The organism is Microbacterium sp. gxy059 (assembly GCF_050958665.1).
Taxonomy (GTDB): domain Bacteria; phylum Actinomycetota; class Actinomycetes; order Actinomycetales; family Microbacteriaceae; genus Microbacterium.
This window is the reverse complement of record NZ_JAMXWT010000018.1, coordinates 43962-62694: the sequence shown is the minus strand read 5'-3', so window position 1 is coordinate 62694 and position 18733 is coordinate 43962. Positions and strand designations below refer to the sequence as shown.

The following is an 18733-nucleotide window of genomic DNA, read 5'->3' as shown; positions in this document are numbered from 1 at the left end:
GCATGAGCTCCCCGCGCACCCGCCGCGAAGGCGAGGGGCCGCCGATCCTGGTGCTCCTCGCCTTCGCCGCGTTCGGCTTCCTCGCGCTCCTCGTCTGCGGGCTCGGGTTCGCGAGCCTCGCGACGGACGAGGACGTCATCGCGACGCCGGGCGTCTGGATCCTCTCCGGCTACGTCGCCGCGGGCGTCGCCGTCGCGGCGTTCGCGCTGCTGCTCTGGGGGGCTCTCGCGCCGACCCGCCCGTCGTATCTCGCGGTCATCGGCATCGCCCTCGCCGTCCCGGCCGCGCACGCGCTGGCGCTCGCGGCGACCGCGGTGCTGGGCGGATCCTCCGTCGGCGTCGCGATCGGCGCGGCCGGGGACGTGCTCGTCGGCTGGGTGTCGCCGACCGTCGCCGTCGCCGCCGCGGTCGCCTCCTGGGCGGCGATCGCGATGCGCCGCACCCGGGCTCGCCCGCCGCGCTGGCCCTGGGAGGACGACGACGCGGACGAGTGAGGCCTGCGCGGAGCATCTCCCTTTCGCGCGAGGAGCTCGCGGATCCGCGCGTGCGCCGAGACGCTCGGCCGATTCCGAGACGCTCGGGCGGACTCGCCGAGACTCTGGCCGGCCTCGTGACCCTCAGGCGAGGTCGCGGGGGTCGAACGGCGCGTCGATGGGTGACGCGTGTGCCGGGCATCTCGTTTTCGCGCGAGGGGCTCGCGGATCCGCGCGTGCGCCGAGACGCTCAGCCGATTCCGAGACGCTCGGGCGGACTCACCGAGACTCTGGCCGGCCTCGTGACGCTCAGGCGAGGTCGCGGGGGTCGAACGGCGCGTCGAGGGAGGTCGTGAGCTCGTCGAGCAGCGCCGCGATCTGGGGTTCGACGAACTCGGCGACCGCCTGGCGGATCCGCACCCGGTGCGGCAGCAGCAGGCGGCAGACGGCGCGTCCGGTCTGCTCGGCCTTCTCGTCGGCGAGGGCCATCTCGCGGCGCAGGGCCTGCTTCGCCTCCTCGCTGAGGGGCGGCAGCGGGGGCACGGAGGCCGCGGCCTCCTGCTCGAACCCGGCGATGGTGAAGAGGAACGGCTGCCCGGGGACGGGATCCGGGTCGAGGGGCAGCCCCTCGAACTCGGGGGCGAGATCCTCCCGCGGGCGGTAGCTGCGCGCCCGATTGCGCTCCTGCTGCTGGTCGAGCTCGGCCTGCAGCAGGGGGAGGTTGAGGCCCGTGTAGTCGGACACCTCGCGGTCGATGATCGTGGTGATCCGCGTGGAGAGCCCGTGCTGCACGCCGTGCGGCACGTCGGATCCGAGCCCCGCGGCGTCGAGGATCGGGGATCCGAGGCAGCGGCGGCAGGGGGAGCGGCGCCCGCGGTGCGTGGCGGGCTCCCAGCGGGGCAGCCATCGCAGCCAGGCGTCGACCGCCTGACTCACCCGGGTTTCGAGCGAACGCTCCATACCGACACAGTAGTGATATAAGGCCGTTTGCGACACGTCTTCCGCCCGCGTACACTGGTTCGGTATGCGTGTCGCGTTCTGCGTGCGCGCGTGCACTGGGCTGGCGCCTGCGAACAGGCGCACCCCCACGGCATACCCGTCGCAACACGGCCTGAGCGCGAGCTCCGGCTGGCGGGTCGACGTGAAAGATCACGCCGCTGTCACCGTGCAGCATTTCATCAAGGAGAGACGTGCCAACTATTCAGCAGTTGGTTCGCAAGGGTCGCAAGCCCAAGGTCAAGACGACCAAGGCGCCTGCCCTGAAGGCGAACCCGCAGCAGGCCGGTGTCTGCACCCGTGTGTACACCACCACCCCGAAGAAGCCGAACTCGGCGATGCGCAAGGTCGCTCGTGTGAAGCTCCGCAATGGCACCGAGGTCAGCGCCTACATCCCGGGCGAGGGCCACAACCTGCAGGAGCACTCGCTCGTGCTGGTCCGCGGAGGTCGCGTGAAGGACCTCCCCGGTGTGCGCTACAAGATCGTGCGCGGCGCGCTCGACACCCAGGCCGTCAAGAACCGTCAGCAGGCGCGAAGCCGCTACGGCGCGAAGAAGGGTTGAGTTAGATGCCTCGTAAGGGACCCGCTCCCAAGCGCCCGGTCGTCAACGACCCGGTCTACGGTGCGCCCATCGTGACGCAGCTCGTCAACAAGATCCTCGTCGACGGCAAGAAGTCCATCGCCGAGCGCATCGTCTACGGCGCCCTCGCCGGCGTCGAGGCGAAGACGGGCGGCGACGCGGTCGCCACGCTGAAGAAGGCGCTCGACAACGTGCGCCCCACCCTCGAGGTCCGCAGCCGCCGCGTCGGCGGCTCGACCTACCAGGTGCCCGTCGAGGTCAAGCCGCACCGCGCGAACACGCTCGCGCTGCGCTGGCTCGTGAGCTACGCGAAGGGTCGTCGCGAGAAGACGATGACCGAGCGTCTCATGAACGAGATCCTCGACGCGTCGAACGGTCTCGGCGCCGCGGTCAAGCGCCGCGAGGACACGCACAAGATGGCCGAGTCGAACCGCGCGTTCGCTCACTACCGCTGGTAATCGGCGGCATCCGTCGGCCCCGGATCCGCTCCGGGGCCGACGGGCCCTGCTCCCTCCCTCTTCTTACGTAAGGAAACGCAAGTGGCACAAGACGTGCTCACCGACCTGAACAAGGTCCGCAACATCGGCATCATGGCGCACATCGATGCCGGTAAGACCACCACGACCGAGCGCATCCTGTTCTACACGGGCGTCAACCACAAGATCGGCGAGACGCACGACGGCGGAGCGACGACCGACTGGATGGAGCAGGAGCAGGAGCGTGGCATCACGATCACCTCCGCTGCTGTCACGTGCTTCTGGGACGGCACCCAGATCAACATCATCGACACCCCCGGCCACGTCGACTTCACGGTCGAGGTCGAGCGCTCGCTCCGCGTGCTCGACGGCGCCGTCGCCGTCTTCGACGGCAAGGAGGGCGTCGAGCCCCAGTCCGAGACGGTGTGGCGTCAGGCCGACAAGTACAACGTCCCGCGCATCTGCTTCGTCAACAAGATGGACAAGATGGGCGCCGACTTCTACTTCACGGTCGAGACCATCGTCAACCGCCTGAAGGCGACCCCGCTGGTCATGCAGCTGCCGATCGGCTCCGAGAGCGACTTCGTCGGCGTCGTCGACCTGCTCAGCATGAAGGCCCTCGTGTGGCCGGGCGACGCCAAGGGCGACGTGACCATGGGCGCCTCCTACGAGACCCGCGAGATCCCCGAGGACCTCGTCGAGCGCGCGGAGGAGTACCGCCAGAAGCTCGTCGAGGCCGTCGCGGAGACCGACGAGGCCCTCCTCGAGAAGTTCTTCGGCGGCGAGGAGCTGACGCTCGACGAGCTGAAGGCGGGCATCCGCAAGCTCACGATCGCCGGCGACGCGTACCCCGTGTTCTGCGGCTCGGCCTTCAAGAACCGCGGTGTGCAGCCGATGCTCGACGCGGTCGTCGACTACCTGCCGTCGCCCATCGACGTGCCGGCCATCGAGGCGCACGACCCCAAGGACGAGTCGATCATCATCGAGCGTCACGCCGACGCGTCCGAGCCGTTCTCGGCTCTCGCGTTCAAGGTCGTCACGCACCCGTTCTTCGGCCGTCTGACCTACGTCCGCGTCTACTCGGGCCAGCTCGAGTCGGGCTCGCAGGTCATCAACTCGACCAAGGGCAAGAAGGAGCGCATCGGGAAGATCTTCCAGATGCACGCCAACAAGGAGAACCCGGTCGACTCGGTCACCGCCGGTCACATCTACGCGGTCATCGGCCTCAAGGACACGACGACGGGCGACACGCTCAGCGACCCGAACGCGCAGGTCGTGCTCGAGTCGATGACCTTCCCGGAGCCCGTCATCGAGGTCGCCATCGAGCCGAAGACGAAGGCCGACCAGGAGAAGCTCGGCGTCGCCATCCAGAAGATGGCGGAGGAGGACCCGACGTTCCGCGTCGAGAACAACGCCGAGACCGGTCAGACGACCATCAAGGGCATGGGCGAGCTGCACCTCGACATCATCGTGGACCGCGTCAAGCGCGAGTTCAAGGTCGAGGCGAACGTCGGCAAGCCGCAGGTCGCGTACCGCGAGACGATCCGCAAGGCCGTCGACCGTCACGACTACACCCACAAGAAGCAGACGGGTGGATCCGGTCAGTTCGCGAAGATCCAGTTCAAGCTCGAGCCGATGGACGTCGAGGGCGACAAGGTCTACGAGTTCTCGAACGAGGTCACGGGCGGTCGCGTGCCGCGCGAGTACATCCCCTCGGTCGACGCGGGCTTCCAGGACGCGATGAACGTCGGCATCCTGGCCGGCTACCCGATGGTGGGCGTCAAGGCGACGCTCGTCGACGGCGCCGCGCACGACGTCGACTCCTCGGAGATGGCGTTCAAGATCGCCGGCTCGATGGGCTTCAAGGAGGCCGTCCGCAAGGCGAGCCCGGTCCTCCTCGAGCCGCTCATGGCCGTCGAGGTCCGCACGCCCGAGGAGTACATGGGCGACGTCATCGGCGACCTGAACTCGCGCCGCGGTCAGGTCCAGTCGATGGAGGACGCCCAGGGCGTCAAGGTCGTCCGGGCGCTCGTGCCGCTGTCGAGCATGTTCGGCTACATCGGCGACCTGCGTTCGAAGACGTCGGGCCGCGCCGTGTACTCGATGGTCTTCGACAGCTACGCCGAGGTCCCCAAGGCCGTCGCCGACGAGATCATCGAGAAGGGCAAGGGCGAGTAGACTCGCTGCCTTCCTCACCTGCTTCCGGTCGGGGTCGGGCCGCGGTCCGGCCCCGACGCGGGCACACAACTTCACACAGACTGTCTCTATTAGACTGAAAACACACCCCGTAGAGAGCCGGTCGCAATCCAGCGCCCGTCGCTTCTACACGACCGTCCTGAGGAGGACACAGTGGCTAAGGCCAAGTTCGAGCGCACCAAGCCGCACGTGAACATCGGAACGATCGGTCACGTCGACCACGGTAAGACGACCCTTACCGCGGCCATCTCGAAGGTGCTCGCTGACAAGTACCCTTCGGACGTCAACGTCGTCCGTGACTTCGGTTCGATCGACTCGGCCCCCGAGGAGCGCGACCGCGGTATCACGATCAACATCTCGCACGTCGAGTACGAGACCCCCAAGCGCCACTACGCGCACGTTGACGCCCCCGGCCACGCCGACTACGTCAAGAACATGATCACCGGTGCCGCCCAGATGGACGGCGCGATCCTCGTGGTCGCCGCGACCGATGGTCCCATGGCGCAGACGCGTGAGCACGTTCTTCTCGCCCGCCAGGTCGGCGTTCCCTACCTGGTCGTCGCGCTGAACAAGGCCGACATGGTCGACGACGAGGAGATCCTGGAGCTCGTCGAGCTCGAGGTGCGCGAGCTGCTCTCCTCGCAGGAGTTCGACGGCGACAACGCTCCCGTCGTGCAGGTCTCGGGCCTCAAGGCTCTCGAGGGCGACGAGAAGTGGGTCCAGTCGGTCCTCGACCTCATGGAGGCCGTGGACGAGAACGTCCCCGACCCCGTGCGCGACAAGGACAAGCCGTTCCTCATGCCGATCGAGGACGTCTTCACGATCACCGGCCGCGGCACCGTCGTGACGGGTCGCGCCGAGCGCGGCACCCTCGCGATCAACTCCGAGGTCGAGATCGTCGGCATCCGCCCGACGCAGAAGACCACGGTCACGGGCATCGAGATGTTCCACAAGCAGCTCGACGAGGCCTGGGCCGGCGAGAACTGCGGTCTGCTGCTCCGCGGCCTCAAGCGCGAGGACGTCGAGCGCGGCCAGGTCATCGTGAAGCCGGGTTCGGTCACGCCGCACACCGACTTCACGGGCACGGCGTACATCCTGTCGAAGGACGAGGGCGGCCGCCACAACCCCTTCTACACGAACTACCGCCCGCAGTTCTACTTCCGCACCACCGACGTCACCGGCGTCATCTCGCTGCCCGAGGGCACCGAGATGGTCATGCCCGGCGACACCACCGACATGACGGTCGAGCTCATCCAGCCGATCGCCATGGAGGAGGGCCTCGGCTTCGCCATCCGCGAGGGTGGCCGCACGGTCGGCGCCGGCACGGTGACCAGCATCATCAAGTAAGACCCTCGGTCTCGCTGCGCTGAGCGGGGTCGGATCCTTCGGGATCCGGCCCCGCTCTCGCGTGTCCGGGCGGCGTGCAGGCGGCGGTCCTCCGCGGCGTCTATCGTGTGGGCATGAGCTCTGCGGATCCGGACCTGCGCCCGCCGCGCAGTCGCCTGCGCGTGGGCGTCGCCTCGGCGCTGTTCGTCGTCTACCTGGCGTTCGTGCTGTGGGTGACGATGACGCCGAGCCTCGACGGGGTGGGCGTCGATGGGGTGGGCGACCGCCTGCTCCGCGTGCTGCACCGCATCGGCGTCCCCGAGGCGTTCGGCCTGCCGCAGCTGGAGTTCACGGCGAACATCGGCATGTTCGTGCCCCTCGGCTTCCTCCTCGGCCTCGCTCTGCCTGGCTGGGGCTGGTGGCTCGCTCTGCTCCTGCTGCCGCTGCTGTCCGGCGGCATCGAGTACGTGCAGGGTGCTCACCTGCCGGACCGCGTCTCGGATCTGCGCGACCTCGTCTCGAACTCGATCGGCGCGTGGATCGGCGTGTTCGCCGCCGCCTGGCTCCGCGCGCTCGTGCACGGCCGCGATCGGAAGGTGGTCGCCCGCGCCCTCTGGGAGGACCGCCGCGCGCGCCGCGCGGAGAGGGCCCCGCGGGATCCGAACGCGACGGCGGTGATCGACACGACGGGCTGGCCGGGATACGACCCGTCGAAGGCGCCCACGCAGCGCCTCCCGCTCGACCGCTGAGGCGCCGCGCGGCGGTTCTTGGGAGGTCGCCGTGAGACGGATCCCGGAGCCCCGCGATCCGCATGATCTCGCGGCTCGCGGCGCGACACGCCCGGGTTGCGCAGACCTCGGTGCGGCTGGCAGAATAGATGAGCTTCACATTTCGGTCCGTGCTGTGCGCACGGACCGGATCACTGTCTCGGACAGTGCACAGGCGGCGCGCTGAGCGCTTCGGACCTGGGCCGCGGACAGAGAAGCGGAATCACACCCCCGCATCGACACGGCTCCTGCTGTGTCCGCGGAGCTGACATGTGAACAAGGCGCAGCGTCGTGCCCGGTCGTCCTCGGATGATCGGGGTGATGCCGAAGTGCCGGCCCGAAGGGTGTCCGGAGGGTACGCGCGTCCAATGCCCCAGAGGTAAGACGCTTTGAGAGAGTGAGCAGACAAATGGCGGGACAGAAGATCCGCATTCGCCTGAAGTCGTATGACCACGAGGTCATCGACACGTCGGCGCGCAAGATCGTCGACACCGTGACCCGCGCGGGCGCGCAGGTCGTCGGCCCGGTGCCGCTTCCGACGGAGAAGAACGTCGTGGCGGTCATCCGTTCGCCGCACAAGTACAAGGACAGCCGCGAGCACTTCGAGAAGCGCACCCACAAGCGCCTCATCGACATCGTCGACCCCACCCCCAAGGCGGTCGACTCGCTCATGCGTCTGGACCTCCCGGCTGACGTCAACATCGAGATCAAGCTCTGAGGTCCGACATGGCTGACATCAACAACAAGGTTTCGAAGGGCATGCTCGGCACCAAGCTCGGCATGACCCAGGTCTGGAACGAAGAGGGCAAGCTCGTCCCCGTCACGGTGATCGAGCTCGCTCCCAACGTGGTCACGCAGGTCCGCACCGCGGAGAAGGACGGCTACAGCGCCGTCCAGATCGCGGCCGGCGAGATCGACCCGCGCAAGGTCACGCAGCCCCTCACGGGCCACTTCGCCGCCGCCGGCGTGACGCCTCGCCGTCACGTCGCGGAGATCCGGACCGCCGACGCCGCCGACTACTCGGCCGGCCAGGAGGTCACGGTCGACGCGACGTTCGAGGCGGGCCAGCTGGTCGACGTCGTCGGCACCAGCAAGGGCAAGGGCACCGCGGGCACCATGAAGCGCCACAACTTCAAGGGCGTCGGCGCTTCGCACGGTCAGCACCGCAACCACCGCAAGCCGGGTTCGATCGGCGCCGCCGCGACCCCGAGCCGCGTCTTCAAGGGCACGCGCATGTCCGGTCGCATGGGCAACGAGCGCGTGACCGTCCTCAACCTCACGGTGCACGCCGTCGACGCCGAGAAGGGTCTCATGCTCGTCAAGGGCGCGATCCCCGGTGCGCGCGGCCGCGTCGTGTTCGTCCGCAACGCAGTGAAGGGAGCCTGAGGCACATGGCTGACTCGACTCTCGTTCTCGACGTCCGGGGCACCGACGGCAAGAAGGTCGGCACCGTCGACCTCCCCGCCGAGCTCTTCGACGCCAAGACGAACGTTCCGCTGATCCACCAGGTCGTCGTCGCGCAGCTCGCGGCGGCTCGCCAGGGCACGCACTCGACCAAGCGTCGCGGCGAGGTCTCGGGAACCGGCGCCAAGCCGTTCAAGCAGAAGGGCACCGGCCGTTCGCGCCAGGGCTCGATCCGCCAGCCCGAGCACCGCGGCGGTGGTATCGTCCACGGCCCGAAGCCCCGCGACTACTCGCAGCGCACCCCCAAGAAGATGATCGCGGCCGCCCTCGCCGGCGTGCTCAGCGACCGCTTCCGCGGTGAGCGCATCCACGTCGTGGAGTCCTTCGGCGTCGAGAAGCCCTCGACGAAGGCCGCCGCGTCGTTCCTCGGCTCGTTCACCGCAGGCAAGAACACGCTCGTCGTGCTCGACCGTGACGACGAGGCCGGCCTGCTCAGCGTTCGCAACCTCGGCAACGTGCACGCGATCGCGGCTGACCAGCTCAACGCCTACGACGTCGTCACGAGCGACGACGTCGTCTTCACCAAGGCCGCCTTCGACGCGTTCGTCGCGATGAAGACCGGCGCCAAGGAGGTCTCGGCATGACCGCTCTCAACAAGGACCCGCGCGAGATCATCTTCGCGCCGGTCGTGTCGGAGAAGAGCTACGGCCTGATCGACGAGGGCAAGTACACGTTCATCGTGGACCCCCGCGCGAACAAGACCGAGATCAAGCTCGCGATCGAGAAGATCTTCGGCGTGAAGGTCGCCTCGGTGAACACCCTCAACCGCCCGGGCAAGTCCCGTCGCACCCGCTTCGGCCTCGGCAAGCGCAAGGACACCAAGCGCGCGATCGTGACGCTCAAGTCGGGCACCATCGACATCTTCACGGCTGTCGCCTGATAGCTGGGAAGGACAAGGAACGAATATGGCTATTCGCAACTACAAGCCCACGACCCCCGGTCGCCGCGGCTCGTCGGTGGCCGACTTCGCCGAGATCACGCGTTCGACCCCTGAGAAGTCGCTGCTCCGCCCGCTCTCCAAGACGGGTGGCCGCAACAACCAGGGCCGCATCACGACGCGTCACATCGGCGGCGGTCACAAGCGCCAGTACCGCGTGATCGACTTCCGTCGCAACGACAAGGACGGGATCGACGCGAAGGTCGCTCACATCGAGTACGACCCCAACCGCACGGCGCGCATCGCGCTGCTGCACTACGCAGACGGCACCAAGCGCTACATCCTCGCTCCGGCGAAGCTGAAGCAGGGCGACATCGTCGAGTCGGGTCCCGACGCCGACATCAAGCCCGGCAACAACCTGCCGCTGCGCAACATCCCCACGGGAACCGTGATCCACGCCATCGAGCTCCGCCCCGGCGGCGGCGCGAAGATGGCGCGCTCCGCGGGCGCCTCGGTGCGTCTCGTCGCGAAGGACGGCCCCTACGCGCAGCTCCGTCTGCCGTCGGGCGAGGTCCGCAACGTCGACGCGCGCTGCCGCGCCACCATCGGCGAGGTCGGCAACGCCGAGCAGTCGAACATCAACTGGGGCAAGGCCGGCCGCAAGCGCTGGAAGGGCGTCCGCCCGACCGTCCGCGGTGTCGTGATGAACCCGATCGACCACCCGCACGGTGGTGGAGAGGGCCGCACGTCCGGTGGTCGTCACCCCGTCAGCCCCTGGGGTCAGGCCGAGGGCCGCACCCGCCACGCCAACAAGGAAAGCGACAAGTACATCGTGCGTCGTCGCACCGCGGGCAAGAAGCGCAAGTAGGAGTTCAAGAAGATGCCACGCAGTCTGAAGAAGGGCCCCTTCGTCGACGAGCACCTGCTTCGCAAGGTTGTCTCGCAGAACGAGGCGGGAACGAAGAACGTCATCCGCACCTGGTCGCGCCGCTCGATGATCGTGCCGGCCATGCTGGGTCACACGATCGCCGTGCACGACGGCCGCAAGCACATCCCCGTGTTCGTGAGCGAGTCGATGGTCGGCCACAAGCTGGGCGAGTTCGCGCCCACCCGCACCTTCCGCGGCCACGAGAAGGACGACAAGAAGGGCCGTCGCCGCTGACGCGGCGACATGAGAGGAGAGAGAAATGGTGGAGTCCATCGCACGTGTGCGACACATCCGCGTGACCCCTCAGAAGGCTCGTCGTGTTGTTGCTCTCATCAAGGGGAAGCAGGCCGATGAGGCCCTCGCGATCCTCAAGTTCGCCGCGCAGAGCGCCTCGGAGCCGATCTACAAGCTCGTGGAGTCGGCCAAGGCCAACGCGCAGGTGAAGGCCGATCAGGCCGGCGAGTACCTCAACGAAGACGACCTGTTCGTCAAGAACGCCTTCGTCGACGAGGGGATCACGCTGAAGCGCTTCCGTCCCCGCGCTCAGGGTCGCGCCGACCAGATCAAGAAGCGCACGAGCCACATCACGGTCGTGCTCTCGACGCCCGAGGCCGCCGACGCGGCAGACGGCAGCAAGAAGAAGGCGAGCAAGTAATGGGACAGAAGATCAGCCCCTACGGCTTCCGCCTCGGCATCACCACCGACCACGTGTCGCGCTGGTTCGCCGACTCGACGAAGCCCGGTCAGCGCTACGCCGACTACGTCGCCGAGGACATCCGGATCCGTCAGCTGCTGGAGACGAACCTCGACCGCGCCGGCGTGAGCCGCATCGAGATCGAGCGCACCCGCGATCGCGTCCGCGTCGACATCCACACCGCCCGCCCGGGCATCGTCATCGGGCGTCGCGGCGCGGAGGCCGAGCGCATCCGCAGCGAGCTCGAGAAGCTCACCGGCAAGCAGATCCAGCTGAACATCCTCGAGGTCAAGAACCCCGAGGCCGACGCTCAGCTCGTCGCGCAGGGCGTCGCGGAGCAGCTCGCTGCCCGCGTGGCGTTCCGCCGCGCGATGCGCAAGGGCCTGCAGGGCGCGATGCGCGCTGGCGCCAAGGGCGTCCGGATCCAGGTCTCGGGCCGCCTCGGCGGCGCGGAGATGAGCCGCACGGAGTTCTACCGCGAGGGTCGTGTGCCGCTGCACACGCTGCGCGCGAACATCGATTACGGCTTCTACGAGGCGAAGACCACCTTCGGCCGCATCGGCGTGAAGGTCTGGGTCTACAAGGGCGACCTCACGAACAAGGAACTCGCTCGCGAGGAGGCCTCCAAGAAGCCTTCGCGCGACCGTGGCGGCCGTCGCGGCCCGCGTCGTAACGACGCCGGCGCCGAGAAGCGGGCGCCGGAAGGAGCGACGGCGTAATGCTTATCCCCCGCAAGGTCAAGTTCCGCAAGCAGCACCGTCCCGGTCGCAGCGGCCAGGCCACCGGCGGCACCCAGGTGACGTTCGGCGACTACGGCATCCAGGCTCTGACCCCCGCCTACGTGACGAACCGTCAGATCGAGGCGGCTCGTATCGCCATGACGCGTCACATCAAGCGCGGCGGCAAGGTGTGGATCAACATCTTCCCCGACCGCCCGCTCACCAAGAAGCCCGCTGAGGTCCGCATGGGATCGGGTAAGGGCTCGCCGGAGTTCTGGGTGGCCAACGTCAAGCCGGGTCGCGTCCTCTTCGAGGTCGCCGGCGTGAGCGAGGAGCTCGCGCGCGGCGCGCTGACCCGGGCAATGCACAAGCTGCCTCTCAAGGCACGCATCATCAAGCGCGAGGAGGGCGACGCGTAATGGCGATCGGCACCAAGGAGCTCAGCCCTGCCGAGCTCGACACGTTCGAAGACCAGCGCCTCGCGGAGGAGCTGCGCAAGGCCAAGGAAGAGCTGTTCAACCTGCGCTTCCAGTCGGCCACCGGTCAGCTGGAGAGCCACGGTCGCATCCGCGCCGTGAAGCGCGACATCGCGCGGCTCTACACGGTGATCCGCGAGCGCGAGCTCGGGATCCGTGCGACGCCGGCTCCGGTCGAGAAGAAGACCAAGAAGAAGGCGAAGAAGGCCGACGACAGCGCGGCCGCCGAGGGAGGGGCTGAGTGATGGCCACCGAGAACAGCGCGGAGGAGACCGTCGACCGCGGTTACCGCAAGTCCGCCCGCGGCTACGTCGTGAGCGACAAGATGGACAAGACCATCGTCGTCGAGGTCGAGGATCGCCGGAAGCACCCGCTCTACGGCAAGATCATCAGCCGCACGAAGAAGCTCAAGGCGCACGACGAGCAGAACACCGCTGGTGTCGGCGACCTGGTCGTCATCAACGAGACCCGTCCGTACAGCGCCACGAAGCGCTGGCGCCTCGTCGAGATCGTCGAGAAGGCCAAGTAAGCCCTCGTCGGCTCGCGTGAAGGAGTAACCAGTGATTCAGAACGAATCCCGCCTCAAGGTCGCCGATAACACCGGCGCGAAGGAGCTGCTGACGATTCGCGTGCTCGGTGGGTCGAACCGCCGCTACGCAGGTCTCGGCGACACCATCGTCGCAACGGTCAAGGACGCGATCCCCGGCGGCAACGTCAAGAAGGGCGACGTCGTCAAGGCGGTCGTCGTCCGTGCCGTGAAGCAGACGCGCCGTGCCGACGGCTCGTACATCAAGTTCGACGAGAACGCCGCCGTGATCCTGAAGAACGACGGGGAGCCCCGCGGCACCCGCATCTTCGGCCCGGTCGGCCGTGAGCTTCGTGACCGCAAGTTCATGAAGATCGTCTCGCTCGCCCCGGAGGTGCTGTAACTGATGGCGAAGATCAAGAAGGGCGACCTCGTCCAGGTGATCACGGGCGCCTCGCAGGATCGCGGCGGAGACCGCGGCAAGCAGGGCAAGGTCCTCGACGTCATCGACGACGGCAAGCGCGTCGTCGTCGAGGGCGTGAACTACATCACCAAGCACAACCGCATCGGCCAGACGCAGCGCGGCACCAAGACGGGTGGCATCGAGACCTACGAGGCCCCGATCCACGTGTCGAACGTCGCGATCGTCGACCCCGAGACCAAGAAGCCGACCCGCGTGGGCTACCGCGTGGAGGAGCAGGTCAAGGACGGCGTCAAGAAGACCGTGCGCGTGCGCGTCGCCAAGGGATCGGGCAAGGACATCCCCGACCCCAAGGGAAAGTAAGGAACGAGACATGAGCACGGACAACACCGTCGCGCAGGCTGGCAAAATCCAGCCGCGCCTGAAGCTCGTCTACCGCAACGAGATCCGTCAGAAGCTGCAGGACGAGTTCGGCTACGAGAACGTCATGCAGGTTCCCGGCCTCACGAAGGTCGTCGTGAACACGGGTGTCGGCGAGGCCGCTCGCGACAGCAAGGTCATCGAGGGTGCGGTCGCCGACCTCACCGCGATCACCGGTCAGAAGCCCGTCGTCACCAAGGCGAAGAAGTCGATCGCGCAGTTCAAGCTGCGCGAGGGCCAGGCCATCGGCGCGCACGTCACGCTGCGCGGCGACCGCGCCTGGGAGTTCATCGACCGCCTCGTGTCGCTCGCGCTGCCCCGCATCCGCGACTTCCGCGGCCTGTCGCCGAAGCAGTTCGACGGCAACGGCAACTACACCTTCGGTGTGACCGAGCAGTCGATCTTCCACGAGATCGATCAGGACAAGATCGACCGCGTGCGCGGCTTCGACATCACGGTCGTCACCACCGCGAAGACGGACGACGAGGGCCGCGCGCTCCTGCGCCACCTCGGCTTCCCCTTCGTCAAGGACGCCTGAGTCGGCTCCGGCCGACTCTCGTGAGCCGTTCCCTCTGAAACGGCGAAACAGCTGAGGATGCCGGGCTCGGTTTGGCCGAGCCCGGCATCTGGCTGACAATTGGATATTGGCTATCCACGTCGTGGAAGGTCGTCTGTCGTGTAACGGCAGCCGATACCTCATGAACAAAGGACATTTCACATGACCATGACAGACCCGGTCGCAGACATGCTGACCCGTCTGCGCAACGCGAACTCGGCGCACCACGACCAGGTGTCGATGCCGTCGAGCAAGCTGAAGAAGAACATCGCCGAGATGCTCACCCGCGAGGGCTACATCTCGGGCTGGGACGAGGCGGACGCCAAGGTCGGCAAGACCCTGACGCTCACCCTCAAGTACGGCCAGAACCGCGAGCGCTCGATCGTCGGACTCAAGCGCGTCTCGAAGCCCGGTCTGCGCGTGTACGCCCGCTCGAACGAGCTCCCCAAGGTGCTCGGCGGCCTGGGCGTCGCCATCCTGTCCACCTCCAGCGGTCTCCTCACGGACCGTCAGGCCGAGCAGAAGGGCGTGGGTGGGGAAGTCCTCGCCTACGTGTGGTGATCGAGCATGTCGCGTATCGGACGTCTCCCCATTGACATCCCTGCCGGCGTCGACGTCAAGGTCGACGGCTCGCAGGTCACCGTGAAGGGCCCGAAGGGCGAGCTGTCGCTCGCCGTCGCGGAGCCCATCCAGGTCGCGGTCGAGGACAACCAGGTTGTCGTCAGCCGCCCCGACGACGAGCGCGAGTCGCGTGCCCTGCACGGCCTGACCCGCACGCTCATCAACAACGACATCATCGGCGTGACCCAGGGCTACACCAAGGGCCTCGAGATCGTCGGCACCGGTTACCGCGTGCAGCAGAAGGGCTCGAACATCGAGCTCGCGCTCGGGTTCTCGCACCCTGTGGTCGTCGAGGCTCCCGCCGGAATCACCTTCCAGGTCGAGGGCAACACGAAGCTCACCGTCAGCGGGATCTCGAAGCAGGCCGTCGGAGAGACGGCCGCCAAGATCCGCAAGATCCGCAAGCCCGAGCCGTACAAGGGCAAGGGTGTGCGCTACGCAGGCGAGCAGGTTCGTCGCAAGGCCGGAAAGGCTGGTAAGTAATCATGGCTGTGAAGTCGAAGACCGCAGCGCGCTCGCGCCGCCACGCTCGCCTTCGCAAGAAGGTCGTCGGCAGCGCCGTCCGTCCCCGTCTCGTCGTCACCCGCTCGGCCCGCCACGTCTTCGTGCAGGTCATCGACGACGCCCAGGGCCACACGCTGGCCTCCGCCTCGACCCTCGAGAACGACCTGCGGGCGTTCGAGGGCGACAAGACCGCCAAGGCCCGCAAGGTGGGCGAGCTGCTTGCTGAGCGCGCGAAGGCCGCCGGCATCGAGGAGGTCGTCTTCGACCGCGGCGGCAACCGGTACGCCGGTCGCGTCGCCGCGATCGCCGATGGCGCCCGCGAAGGAGGGCTGAGCCTGTGAGTGACAACAAGGAGACCGAAGTGACCACGGAAGCCGGTCAGAACGCGCCCGCCGAGGCGCAGACCGACCAGCGCCAGGAGCGTCAGCAGCGTCGCGGCAGCGACCGCGGCGGACGCGGCGACCGTCGAGGCAACGACCGCAACGGTCGTGGCAACGACAGCCAGTTCCTCGAGCGCGTCGTCACGATCAACCGCGTGTCGAAGGTCGTCAAGGGCGGTCGTCGGTTCAGCTTCACGGCCCTCGTGGTCGTGGGCGACGGCAATGGACTCGTGGGCGTCGGCTACGGCAAGGCCCGCGAGGTCCCCCTGGCCATCTCGAAGGGCGTCGAGGAAGCGAAGCGCAACTTCTTCCGCGTGCCCCGCGTCGGCCAGACGATCCCGCACCCGGTGCAGGGCGAGGACGCCGCCGGCGTCGTCATGCTGCGCCCGGCCGCTCCCGGTACCGGTGTGATCGCCGGCGGTCCGGCTCGCGCCGTGCTCGAGTGCGCGGGCATCCACGACGTGCTGTCGAAGTCGCTCGGCTCGTCGAACACGATCAACATCGTGCACGCGACGGTCGCCGCCCTGAAGGATCTCGAGGAGCCCCGTGCGGTCGCCGCGCGTCGCGGTCTCGACTTCGACCAGGTGGCGCCGGCGCGCATCGTCCGTGCGGAGGCCGAGGCGGCCGCCGCTGCTGCGAAGGTAGGTGCCTGATGGCCGCGCGTCTGAAGGTCACGCAGATCAAGTCCAAGGTGAGCGAGAAGCAGAACCAGCGCGACACGCTGCGCAGCCTCGGTCTCAAGCGCATCGGCGACGCGGTCGTCCGCCCCGATGACGCCCAGACCCGCGGCTACGTGCGTGCGGTCGCTCACCTCGTCAAGGTTGAGGAGATCGACTGATGGCTGAGAACACCGAGGGTCGCCCCGGCGTGCTCAAGGCGCACCACCTGCGCCCCGTTCCCGGTGCCAACACCCCGAAGACCCGCAAGGGCCGTGGTGAGGGCTCGAAGGGCAAGACGGCGGGTCGCGGCACGAAGGGCACGCGCGCTCGCAACACCGTGCGCGTGGGCTTCGAGGGCGGTCAGATGCCGCTGCACATGCGCACGCCGAAGCTTCGCGGCTTCAAGAACCCGTTCCGCACCGAGTACCAGGTCGTCAACGTCGGCAAGCTGGCCGAGGCGTACCCGGCCGGCGGCGACGTCACCATCGACGACCTCGTGGCCAAGGGCCTCGTCCGCTCGGGCGAGCTCGTCAAGGTCCTGGGCGACGGCGAGCTGAGCGTCGCGCTGAACGTCGACGTCACCAAGGTGTCGGCGTCGGCGCAGGCCAAGATCGAGGCCGCGGGCGGTTCGGTCAAGTAACCGGATCGCCGCAGCAGCACCGCGCGAAGGGCCGGGGGCGACGAGCCCCCGGCCCTTTCCGCTATTCTGGTGAACGGTGTGCGCCGCCTGCGGCACCGACCTGTTTGGGAGGCAGTTTCTTGTTCAGCGCAATCGCGCGGATCTTCCGCACTCCGGATCTCCGGCGGAAGATCGGCTTCACGCTCGCCATCGTGGCCCTCTACCGCTTCGGCGCTCACGTCCCGGCTCCGTTCGTCAGCTATCCCAACGTGCAGGCCTGTCTCGAGCAGACTGCGGGTCAGGACGGGCTGCTCTCCCTCGTGAACCTCTTCTCGGGCGGCGCGCTGCTGCAGCTGTCGATCTTCGCGCTCGGCGTCATGCCCTACATCACCGCGACGATCATCACGCAGCTCCTGCGCGTCGTCATCCCGCACTTCGAGACCCTCCACAAGGAGGGCCAGTCGGGCCAGGCGAGGCTGACGCAGTACACGCGCTACCTCACGATCGCGCTCGCGCTGCTCCAGTCGACGACGCTCGTCACGGTGGCTCGCAGCGGTCAGCTGTTCGGCACGACGGGCATCCCGGAGTGCAACAACCTGCTGACGAACAGCAGCTGGATCACGCAGGCGATGATCATCATCACGCTGACCGCCGGCACGGGCCTCATCATGTGGATGGCCGAGCTCGTCACCGAGCGCGGCGTCGGCAACGGCATGTCGCTGCTCATCTTCACGTCGATCGCGGCGACGTTCCCCGGCGCCCTCGGTGCGATCTGGGCCGCCCGCGGCTTCGAGATCTTCCTCCTCGTCCTCGCGATCGGCATCGTCATCGTCGCGCTCGTCGTCTTCGTCGAGCAGTCGCAGCGCCGCGTCCCGGTGCAGTACGCGAAGCGCATGGTCGGCCGACGCACCTACGGCGGCAGCAACACCTACATCCCGATCAAGGTCAACATGGCGGGCGTCATCCCGGTCATCTTCGCCTCGTCGCTGCTGTACCTGCCTGCACTCATCGCGCAGTTCAACACGCCGACCGACGGCTCGGCTCCGCCCGAGTGGGTGACGTGGATCATCACGTATCTGACGACGGGCGACCACCCGCTGTACATGGCGATCTACTTCCTCCTCATCATCGGCTTCACGTACTTCTACGTGGCCATCACGTTCAACCCGGTCGACGTCGCCGACAACATGAAGAAGTACGGCGGCTTCATCCCCGGCGTGCGCGCGGGCCGTCCGACGGCCGAGTACCTCGACTTCGTGCTCACGCGCATCACGTTCCCCGGCTCGATCTACCTGGGCCTGATCGCGCTCATCCCGCTGATCGCCCTCGCGACCGTCCAGGCGAACCAGAACTTCCCGTTCGGCGGCGCCTCGATCCTCATCATCGTCGGCGTGGGTCTCGAGACCGTCAAGCAGATCGACGCGCAGCTGCAGCAGCGCCACTACGAAGGGCTCCTCCGATGACCGCCAGGCTTCTGATCGTGGGTCCGCAGGGCTCGGGCAAGGGAACGCAGGGCGTGCGGATCGCCGAGGCGCTCGGGATCCCCGCGGTCTCGACGGGCGACATCTTCCGCGCCAACATCAAGGGCGGTACGGAGCTCGGCGAGAAGGTCAAGGCGATCACGGCGGCGGGCAACCTCGTCCCGGACGAGCTGACCGGCGAGGTCGTGCGCGACCGCCTCGAGCAGGCCGATGCCGCTCAGGGCTTCCTGCTCGACGGCTACCCGCGCAACGCGGGGCAGGCCGCCGACCTCGACGCGTATCTCGCGGGCAAGGGCCAGGCGCTCGACGCGGTCATCCTCCTCGAGGTGCCGCGCGAGGAGAGCATCGCCCGTATCACGCAGCGCGCGGCCGAGCAGGGCCGCAGCGACGACACGGAAGAGGTCGTCGCGAAGCGTCTGGCGATCTACGAGTCGGAGACCGCGCCGATCGTCGGCACCTACGCGGAGCGGGGCATCCTCGACCGCATCGACGGCGTCGGCTCGCTCGACGAGATCACCTCGCGCATCCGCGCGGCCCTCGCGGCGCGCGGCATCGCGGCCGTCTGACCGGGGC

Annotated in this window: 29 protein-coding genes; 28 read left to right on the top strand and 1 reads right to left on the bottom strand. The window is 67.9% G+C overall.

Going from position 1 to position 18733, the window contains the following annotated elements:
- The first annotated feature begins 2 nt into the window (after positions 1-2).
- Complete coding sequence (locus NHL53_RS11095) at positions 3-494, top strand: hypothetical protein (RefSeq protein ID WP_433776928.1); 492 nt, start codon at positions 3-5, stop codon at positions 492-494.
- Positions 495-782: 288 nt separating this feature from the next.
- Here NHL53_RS11095 and NHL53_RS11090 read toward each other — a convergent pair whose 3' ends face one another.
- Entirely contained in the window at positions 783-1433 is a 651-nt protein-coding gene (locus NHL53_RS11090) for a spermidine/putrescine ABC transporter substrate-binding protein (RefSeq protein ID WP_433776927.1), read from the bottom strand.
- A gap of 230 nt (positions 1434-1663) precedes the next feature.
- Here NHL53_RS11090 and rpsL point away from each other — a divergent pair, with 230 nt between their 5' ends.
- The 27 genes from rpsL (at position 1664) to NHL53_RS10955 (ending at position 18726) form a co-directional block, all read left to right on the top strand.
- Positions 1664-2032, top strand: coding sequence for a 30S ribosomal protein S12 (rpsL, locus tag NHL53_RS11085; RefSeq protein ID WP_433776926.1), 369 nt, complete (start codon positions 1664-1666; stop codon positions 2030-2032).
- Positions 2033-2037: 5 nt separating this feature from the next.
- The gene (rpsG, locus tag NHL53_RS11080; RefSeq protein ID WP_433776925.1) at positions 2038-2508 is read left to right on the top strand and encodes a 30S ribosomal protein S7; all 471 of its coding nucleotides are present in this window, start codon (positions 2038-2040) and stop codon (positions 2506-2508) included.
- Positions 2509-2589: 81 nt separating this feature from the next.
- Complete coding sequence (gene fusA / locus NHL53_RS11075; RefSeq protein ID WP_433776924.1) at positions 2590-4704, top strand: elongation factor G; 2115 nt, start codon at positions 2590-2592, stop codon at positions 4702-4704.
- A 171-nt stretch (positions 4705-4875) separates the two neighbouring features.
- Positions 4876-6069 carry an elongation factor Tu gene (gene tuf / locus NHL53_RS11070; RefSeq protein ID WP_433776923.1) on the top strand — a complete coding sequence of 398 codons (1194 nt, stop codon included), beginning with the start codon at positions 4876-4878 and terminating at the stop codon, positions 6067-6069.
- Positions 6070-6182: 113 nt separating this feature from the next.
- The gene (locus NHL53_RS11065) at positions 6183-6797 is read left to right on the top strand and encodes a VanZ family protein (protein ID WP_433776922.1); all 615 of its coding nucleotides are present in this window, start codon (positions 6183-6185) and stop codon (positions 6795-6797) included.
- Between the two features lie 427 nt (positions 6798-7224).
- Positions 7225-7533 (top strand): 30S ribosomal protein S10, encoded by a 309-nt coding sequence (rpsJ, locus tag NHL53_RS11060; protein ID WP_110589670.1) that lies wholly within the window; start codon positions 7225-7227, stop codon positions 7531-7533.
- 8 nt (positions 7534-7541) lie between these two features.
- Positions 7542-8201, top strand: coding sequence for a 50S ribosomal protein L3 (rplC, locus tag NHL53_RS11055; protein ID WP_433776921.1), 660 nt, complete (start codon positions 7542-7544; stop codon positions 8199-8201).
- A 5-nt stretch (positions 8202-8206) separates the two neighbouring features.
- Positions 8207-8863: a 50S ribosomal protein L4 gene (rplD, locus tag NHL53_RS11050; RefSeq protein WP_433776920.1), complete on the top strand. Its 657-nt coding sequence runs from the start codon at positions 8207-8209 to the stop codon at positions 8861-8863.
- On the top strand, positions 8860-9159 hold the full coding sequence (gene rplW, locus NHL53_RS11045; RefSeq protein ID WP_433776919.1) for a 50S ribosomal protein L23: 300 nt from the start codon (positions 8860-8862) through the stop codon (positions 9157-9159). Before rplD ends, rplW begins: the two co-directional genes overlap by 4 nt.
- A 25-nt stretch (positions 9160-9184) precedes the next feature.
- The gene (gene rplB / locus NHL53_RS11040; RefSeq protein WP_433776918.1) at positions 9185-10024 is read left to right on the top strand and encodes a 50S ribosomal protein L2; all 840 of its coding nucleotides are present in this window, start codon (positions 9185-9187) and stop codon (positions 10022-10024) included.
- 12 nt (positions 10025-10036) lie between these two features.
- Entirely contained in the window at positions 10037-10318 is a 282-nt protein-coding gene (rpsS, locus tag NHL53_RS11035) for a 30S ribosomal protein S19 (RefSeq protein WP_433776917.1), read from the top strand.
- A gap of 25 nt (positions 10319-10343) precedes the next feature.
- Entirely contained in the window at positions 10344-10739 is a 396-nt protein-coding gene (gene rplV / locus NHL53_RS11030) for a 50S ribosomal protein L22 (protein WP_433776916.1), read from the top strand.
- Positions 10739-11497: a 30S ribosomal protein S3 gene (gene rpsC / locus NHL53_RS11025; protein WP_433776915.1), complete on the top strand. Its 759-nt coding sequence runs from the start codon at positions 10739-10741 to the stop codon at positions 11495-11497. Before rplV ends, rpsC begins: the two co-directional genes overlap by 1 nt.
- Complete coding sequence (rplP, locus tag NHL53_RS11020; RefSeq protein ID WP_433776914.1) at positions 11497-11916, top strand: 50S ribosomal protein L16; 420 nt, start codon at positions 11497-11499, stop codon at positions 11914-11916. The genes rpsC and rplP overlap by 1 nt, the downstream gene beginning before the upstream one ends.
- Positions 11916-12218, top strand: coding sequence for a 50S ribosomal protein L29 (rpmC, locus tag NHL53_RS11015; RefSeq protein WP_433776913.1), 303 nt, complete (start codon positions 11916-11918; stop codon positions 12216-12218). Before rplP ends, rpmC begins: the two co-directional genes overlap by 1 nt.
- The gene (gene rpsQ / locus NHL53_RS11010; protein ID WP_433776912.1) at positions 12218-12502 is read left to right on the top strand and encodes a 30S ribosomal protein S17; all 285 of its coding nucleotides are present in this window, start codon (positions 12218-12220) and stop codon (positions 12500-12502) included. Before rpmC ends, rpsQ begins: the two co-directional genes overlap by 1 nt.
- A gap of 31 nt (positions 12503-12533) precedes the next feature.
- A complete protein-coding gene (gene rplN / locus NHL53_RS11005; RefSeq protein WP_433776911.1) occupies positions 12534-12902 on the top strand; it encodes a 50S ribosomal protein L14 in 369 nt (122 codons plus the stop codon).
- A gap of 3 nt (positions 12903-12905) precedes the next feature.
- Positions 12906-13283, top strand: coding sequence for a 50S ribosomal protein L24 (rplX, locus tag NHL53_RS11000; RefSeq protein ID WP_433776910.1), 378 nt, complete (start codon positions 12906-12908; stop codon positions 13281-13283).
- A 10-nt stretch (positions 13284-13293) separates the two neighbouring features.
- The gene (gene rplE / locus NHL53_RS10995) at positions 13294-13878 is read left to right on the top strand and encodes a 50S ribosomal protein L5 (RefSeq protein ID WP_433776909.1); all 585 of its coding nucleotides are present in this window, start codon (positions 13294-13296) and stop codon (positions 13876-13878) included.
- Positions 13879-14058: 180 nt separating this feature from the next.
- The gene (gene rpsH, locus NHL53_RS10990; RefSeq protein ID WP_433776908.1) at positions 14059-14457 is read left to right on the top strand and encodes a 30S ribosomal protein S8; all 399 of its coding nucleotides are present in this window, start codon (positions 14059-14061) and stop codon (positions 14455-14457) included.
- Between the two features lie 6 nt (positions 14458-14463).
- Positions 14464-15000: a 50S ribosomal protein L6 gene (gene rplF, locus NHL53_RS10985; protein ID WP_433776907.1), complete on the top strand. Its 537-nt coding sequence runs from the start codon at positions 14464-14466 to the stop codon at positions 14998-15000.
- 2 nt (positions 15001-15002) lie between these two features.
- A complete protein-coding gene (rplR, locus tag NHL53_RS10980) occupies positions 15003-15362 on the top strand; it encodes a 50S ribosomal protein L18 (protein ID WP_433776906.1) in 360 nt (119 codons plus the stop codon).
- On the top strand, positions 15359-16054 hold the full coding sequence (rpsE, locus tag NHL53_RS10975; RefSeq protein ID WP_433776905.1) for a 30S ribosomal protein S5: 696 nt from the start codon (positions 15359-15361) through the stop codon (positions 16052-16054). The genes rplR and rpsE overlap by 4 nt, the downstream gene beginning before the upstream one ends.
- Complete coding sequence (gene rpmD, locus NHL53_RS10970; protein ID WP_114118767.1) at positions 16054-16239, top strand: 50S ribosomal protein L30; 186 nt, start codon at positions 16054-16056, stop codon at positions 16237-16239. The genes rpsE and rpmD overlap by 1 nt, the downstream gene beginning before the upstream one ends.
- Positions 16239-16700: a 50S ribosomal protein L15 gene (rplO, locus tag NHL53_RS10965; protein ID WP_433776904.1), complete on the top strand. Its 462-nt coding sequence runs from the start codon at positions 16239-16241 to the stop codon at positions 16698-16700. Before rpmD ends, rplO begins: the two co-directional genes overlap by 1 nt.
- A gap of 119 nt (positions 16701-16819) precedes the next feature.
- The gene (gene secY / locus NHL53_RS10960) at positions 16820-18142 is read left to right on the top strand and encodes a preprotein translocase subunit SecY (RefSeq protein ID WP_433776903.1); all 1323 of its coding nucleotides are present in this window, start codon (positions 16820-16822) and stop codon (positions 18140-18142) included.
- Complete coding sequence (locus NHL53_RS10955) at positions 18139-18726, top strand: adenylate kinase (protein ID WP_433776902.1); 588 nt, start codon at positions 18139-18141, stop codon at positions 18724-18726. The genes secY and NHL53_RS10955 overlap by 4 nt, the downstream gene beginning before the upstream one ends.
- Positions 18727-18733: the final 7 nt, after the last annotated feature.

Bases quoted from the DNA above. Each gene is read 5' to 3' on its own strand.
- NHL53_RS11095 (WP_433776928.1), top strand. From the start codon at position 3: ATGAGCTCCCCGCGCACCCGCCGCGAAGGCGAGGGGCCGCCGATCCTG.
- NHL53_RS11090 (WP_433776927.1), bottom strand. From the start codon at position 1,433: ATGGAGCGTTCGCTCGAAACCCGGGTGAGTCAGGCGGTCGACGCCTGG.
- rpsG (WP_433776925.1), top strand. From the start codon at position 2,038: ATGCCTCGTAAGGGACCCGCTCCCAAGCGCCCGGTCGTCAACGACCCG.
- NHL53_RS11065 (WP_433776922.1), top strand. From the start codon at position 6,183: ATGAGCTCTGCGGATCCGGACCTGCGCCCGCCGCGCAGTCGCCTGCGC.
- rpsJ (WP_110589670.1), top strand. From the start codon at position 7,225: ATGGCGGGACAGAAGATCCGCATTCGCCTGAAGTCGTATGACCACGAG.
- rplC (WP_433776921.1), top strand. From the start codon at position 7,542: ATGGCTGACATCAACAACAAGGTTTCGAAGGGCATGCTCGGCACCAAG.
- rplD (WP_433776920.1), top strand. From the start codon at position 8,207: ATGGCTGACTCGACTCTCGTTCTCGACGTCCGGGGCACCGACGGCAAG.
- rplW (WP_433776919.1), top strand. From the start codon at position 8,860: ATGACCGCTCTCAACAAGGACCCGCGCGAGATCATCTTCGCGCCGGTC.
- rplB (WP_433776918.1), top strand. From the start codon at position 9,185: ATGGCTATTCGCAACTACAAGCCCACGACCCCCGGTCGCCGCGGCTCG.
- rpsS (WP_433776917.1), top strand. From the start codon at position 10,037: ATGCCACGCAGTCTGAAGAAGGGCCCCTTCGTCGACGAGCACCTGCTT.
- rplV (WP_433776916.1), top strand. From the start codon at position 10,344: ATGGTGGAGTCCATCGCACGTGTGCGACACATCCGCGTGACCCCTCAG.
- rpsC (WP_433776915.1), top strand. From the start codon at position 10,739: ATGGGACAGAAGATCAGCCCCTACGGCTTCCGCCTCGGCATCACCACC.
- rplP (WP_433776914.1), top strand. From the start codon at position 11,497: ATGCTTATCCCCCGCAAGGTCAAGTTCCGCAAGCAGCACCGTCCCGGT.
- rpmC (WP_433776913.1), top strand. From the start codon at position 11,916: ATGGCGATCGGCACCAAGGAGCTCAGCCCTGCCGAGCTCGACACGTTC.
- rpsQ (WP_433776912.1), top strand. From the start codon at position 12,218: ATGGCCACCGAGAACAGCGCGGAGGAGACCGTCGACCGCGGTTACCGC.
- rplX (WP_433776910.1), top strand. From the start codon at position 12,906: ATGGCGAAGATCAAGAAGGGCGACCTCGTCCAGGTGATCACGGGCGCC.
- rplE (WP_433776909.1), top strand. From the start codon at position 13,294: ATGAGCACGGACAACACCGTCGCGCAGGCTGGCAAAATCCAGCCGCGC.
- rpsH (WP_433776908.1), top strand. From the start codon at position 14,059: ATGACCATGACAGACCCGGTCGCAGACATGCTGACCCGTCTGCGCAAC.
- rplF (WP_433776907.1), top strand. From the start codon at position 14,464: ATGTCGCGTATCGGACGTCTCCCCATTGACATCCCTGCCGGCGTCGAC.
- rplR (WP_433776906.1), top strand. From the start codon at position 15,003: ATGGCTGTGAAGTCGAAGACCGCAGCGCGCTCGCGCCGCCACGCTCGC.
- rpmD (WP_114118767.1), top strand. From the start codon at position 16,054: ATGGCCGCGCGTCTGAAGGTCACGCAGATCAAGTCCAAGGTGAGCGAG.
- rplO (WP_433776904.1), top strand. From the start codon at position 16,239: ATGGCTGAGAACACCGAGGGTCGCCCCGGCGTGCTCAAGGCGCACCAC.
- NHL53_RS10955 (WP_433776902.1), top strand. From the start codon at position 18,139: ATGACCGCCAGGCTTCTGATCGTGGGTCCGCAGGGCTCGGGCAAGGGA.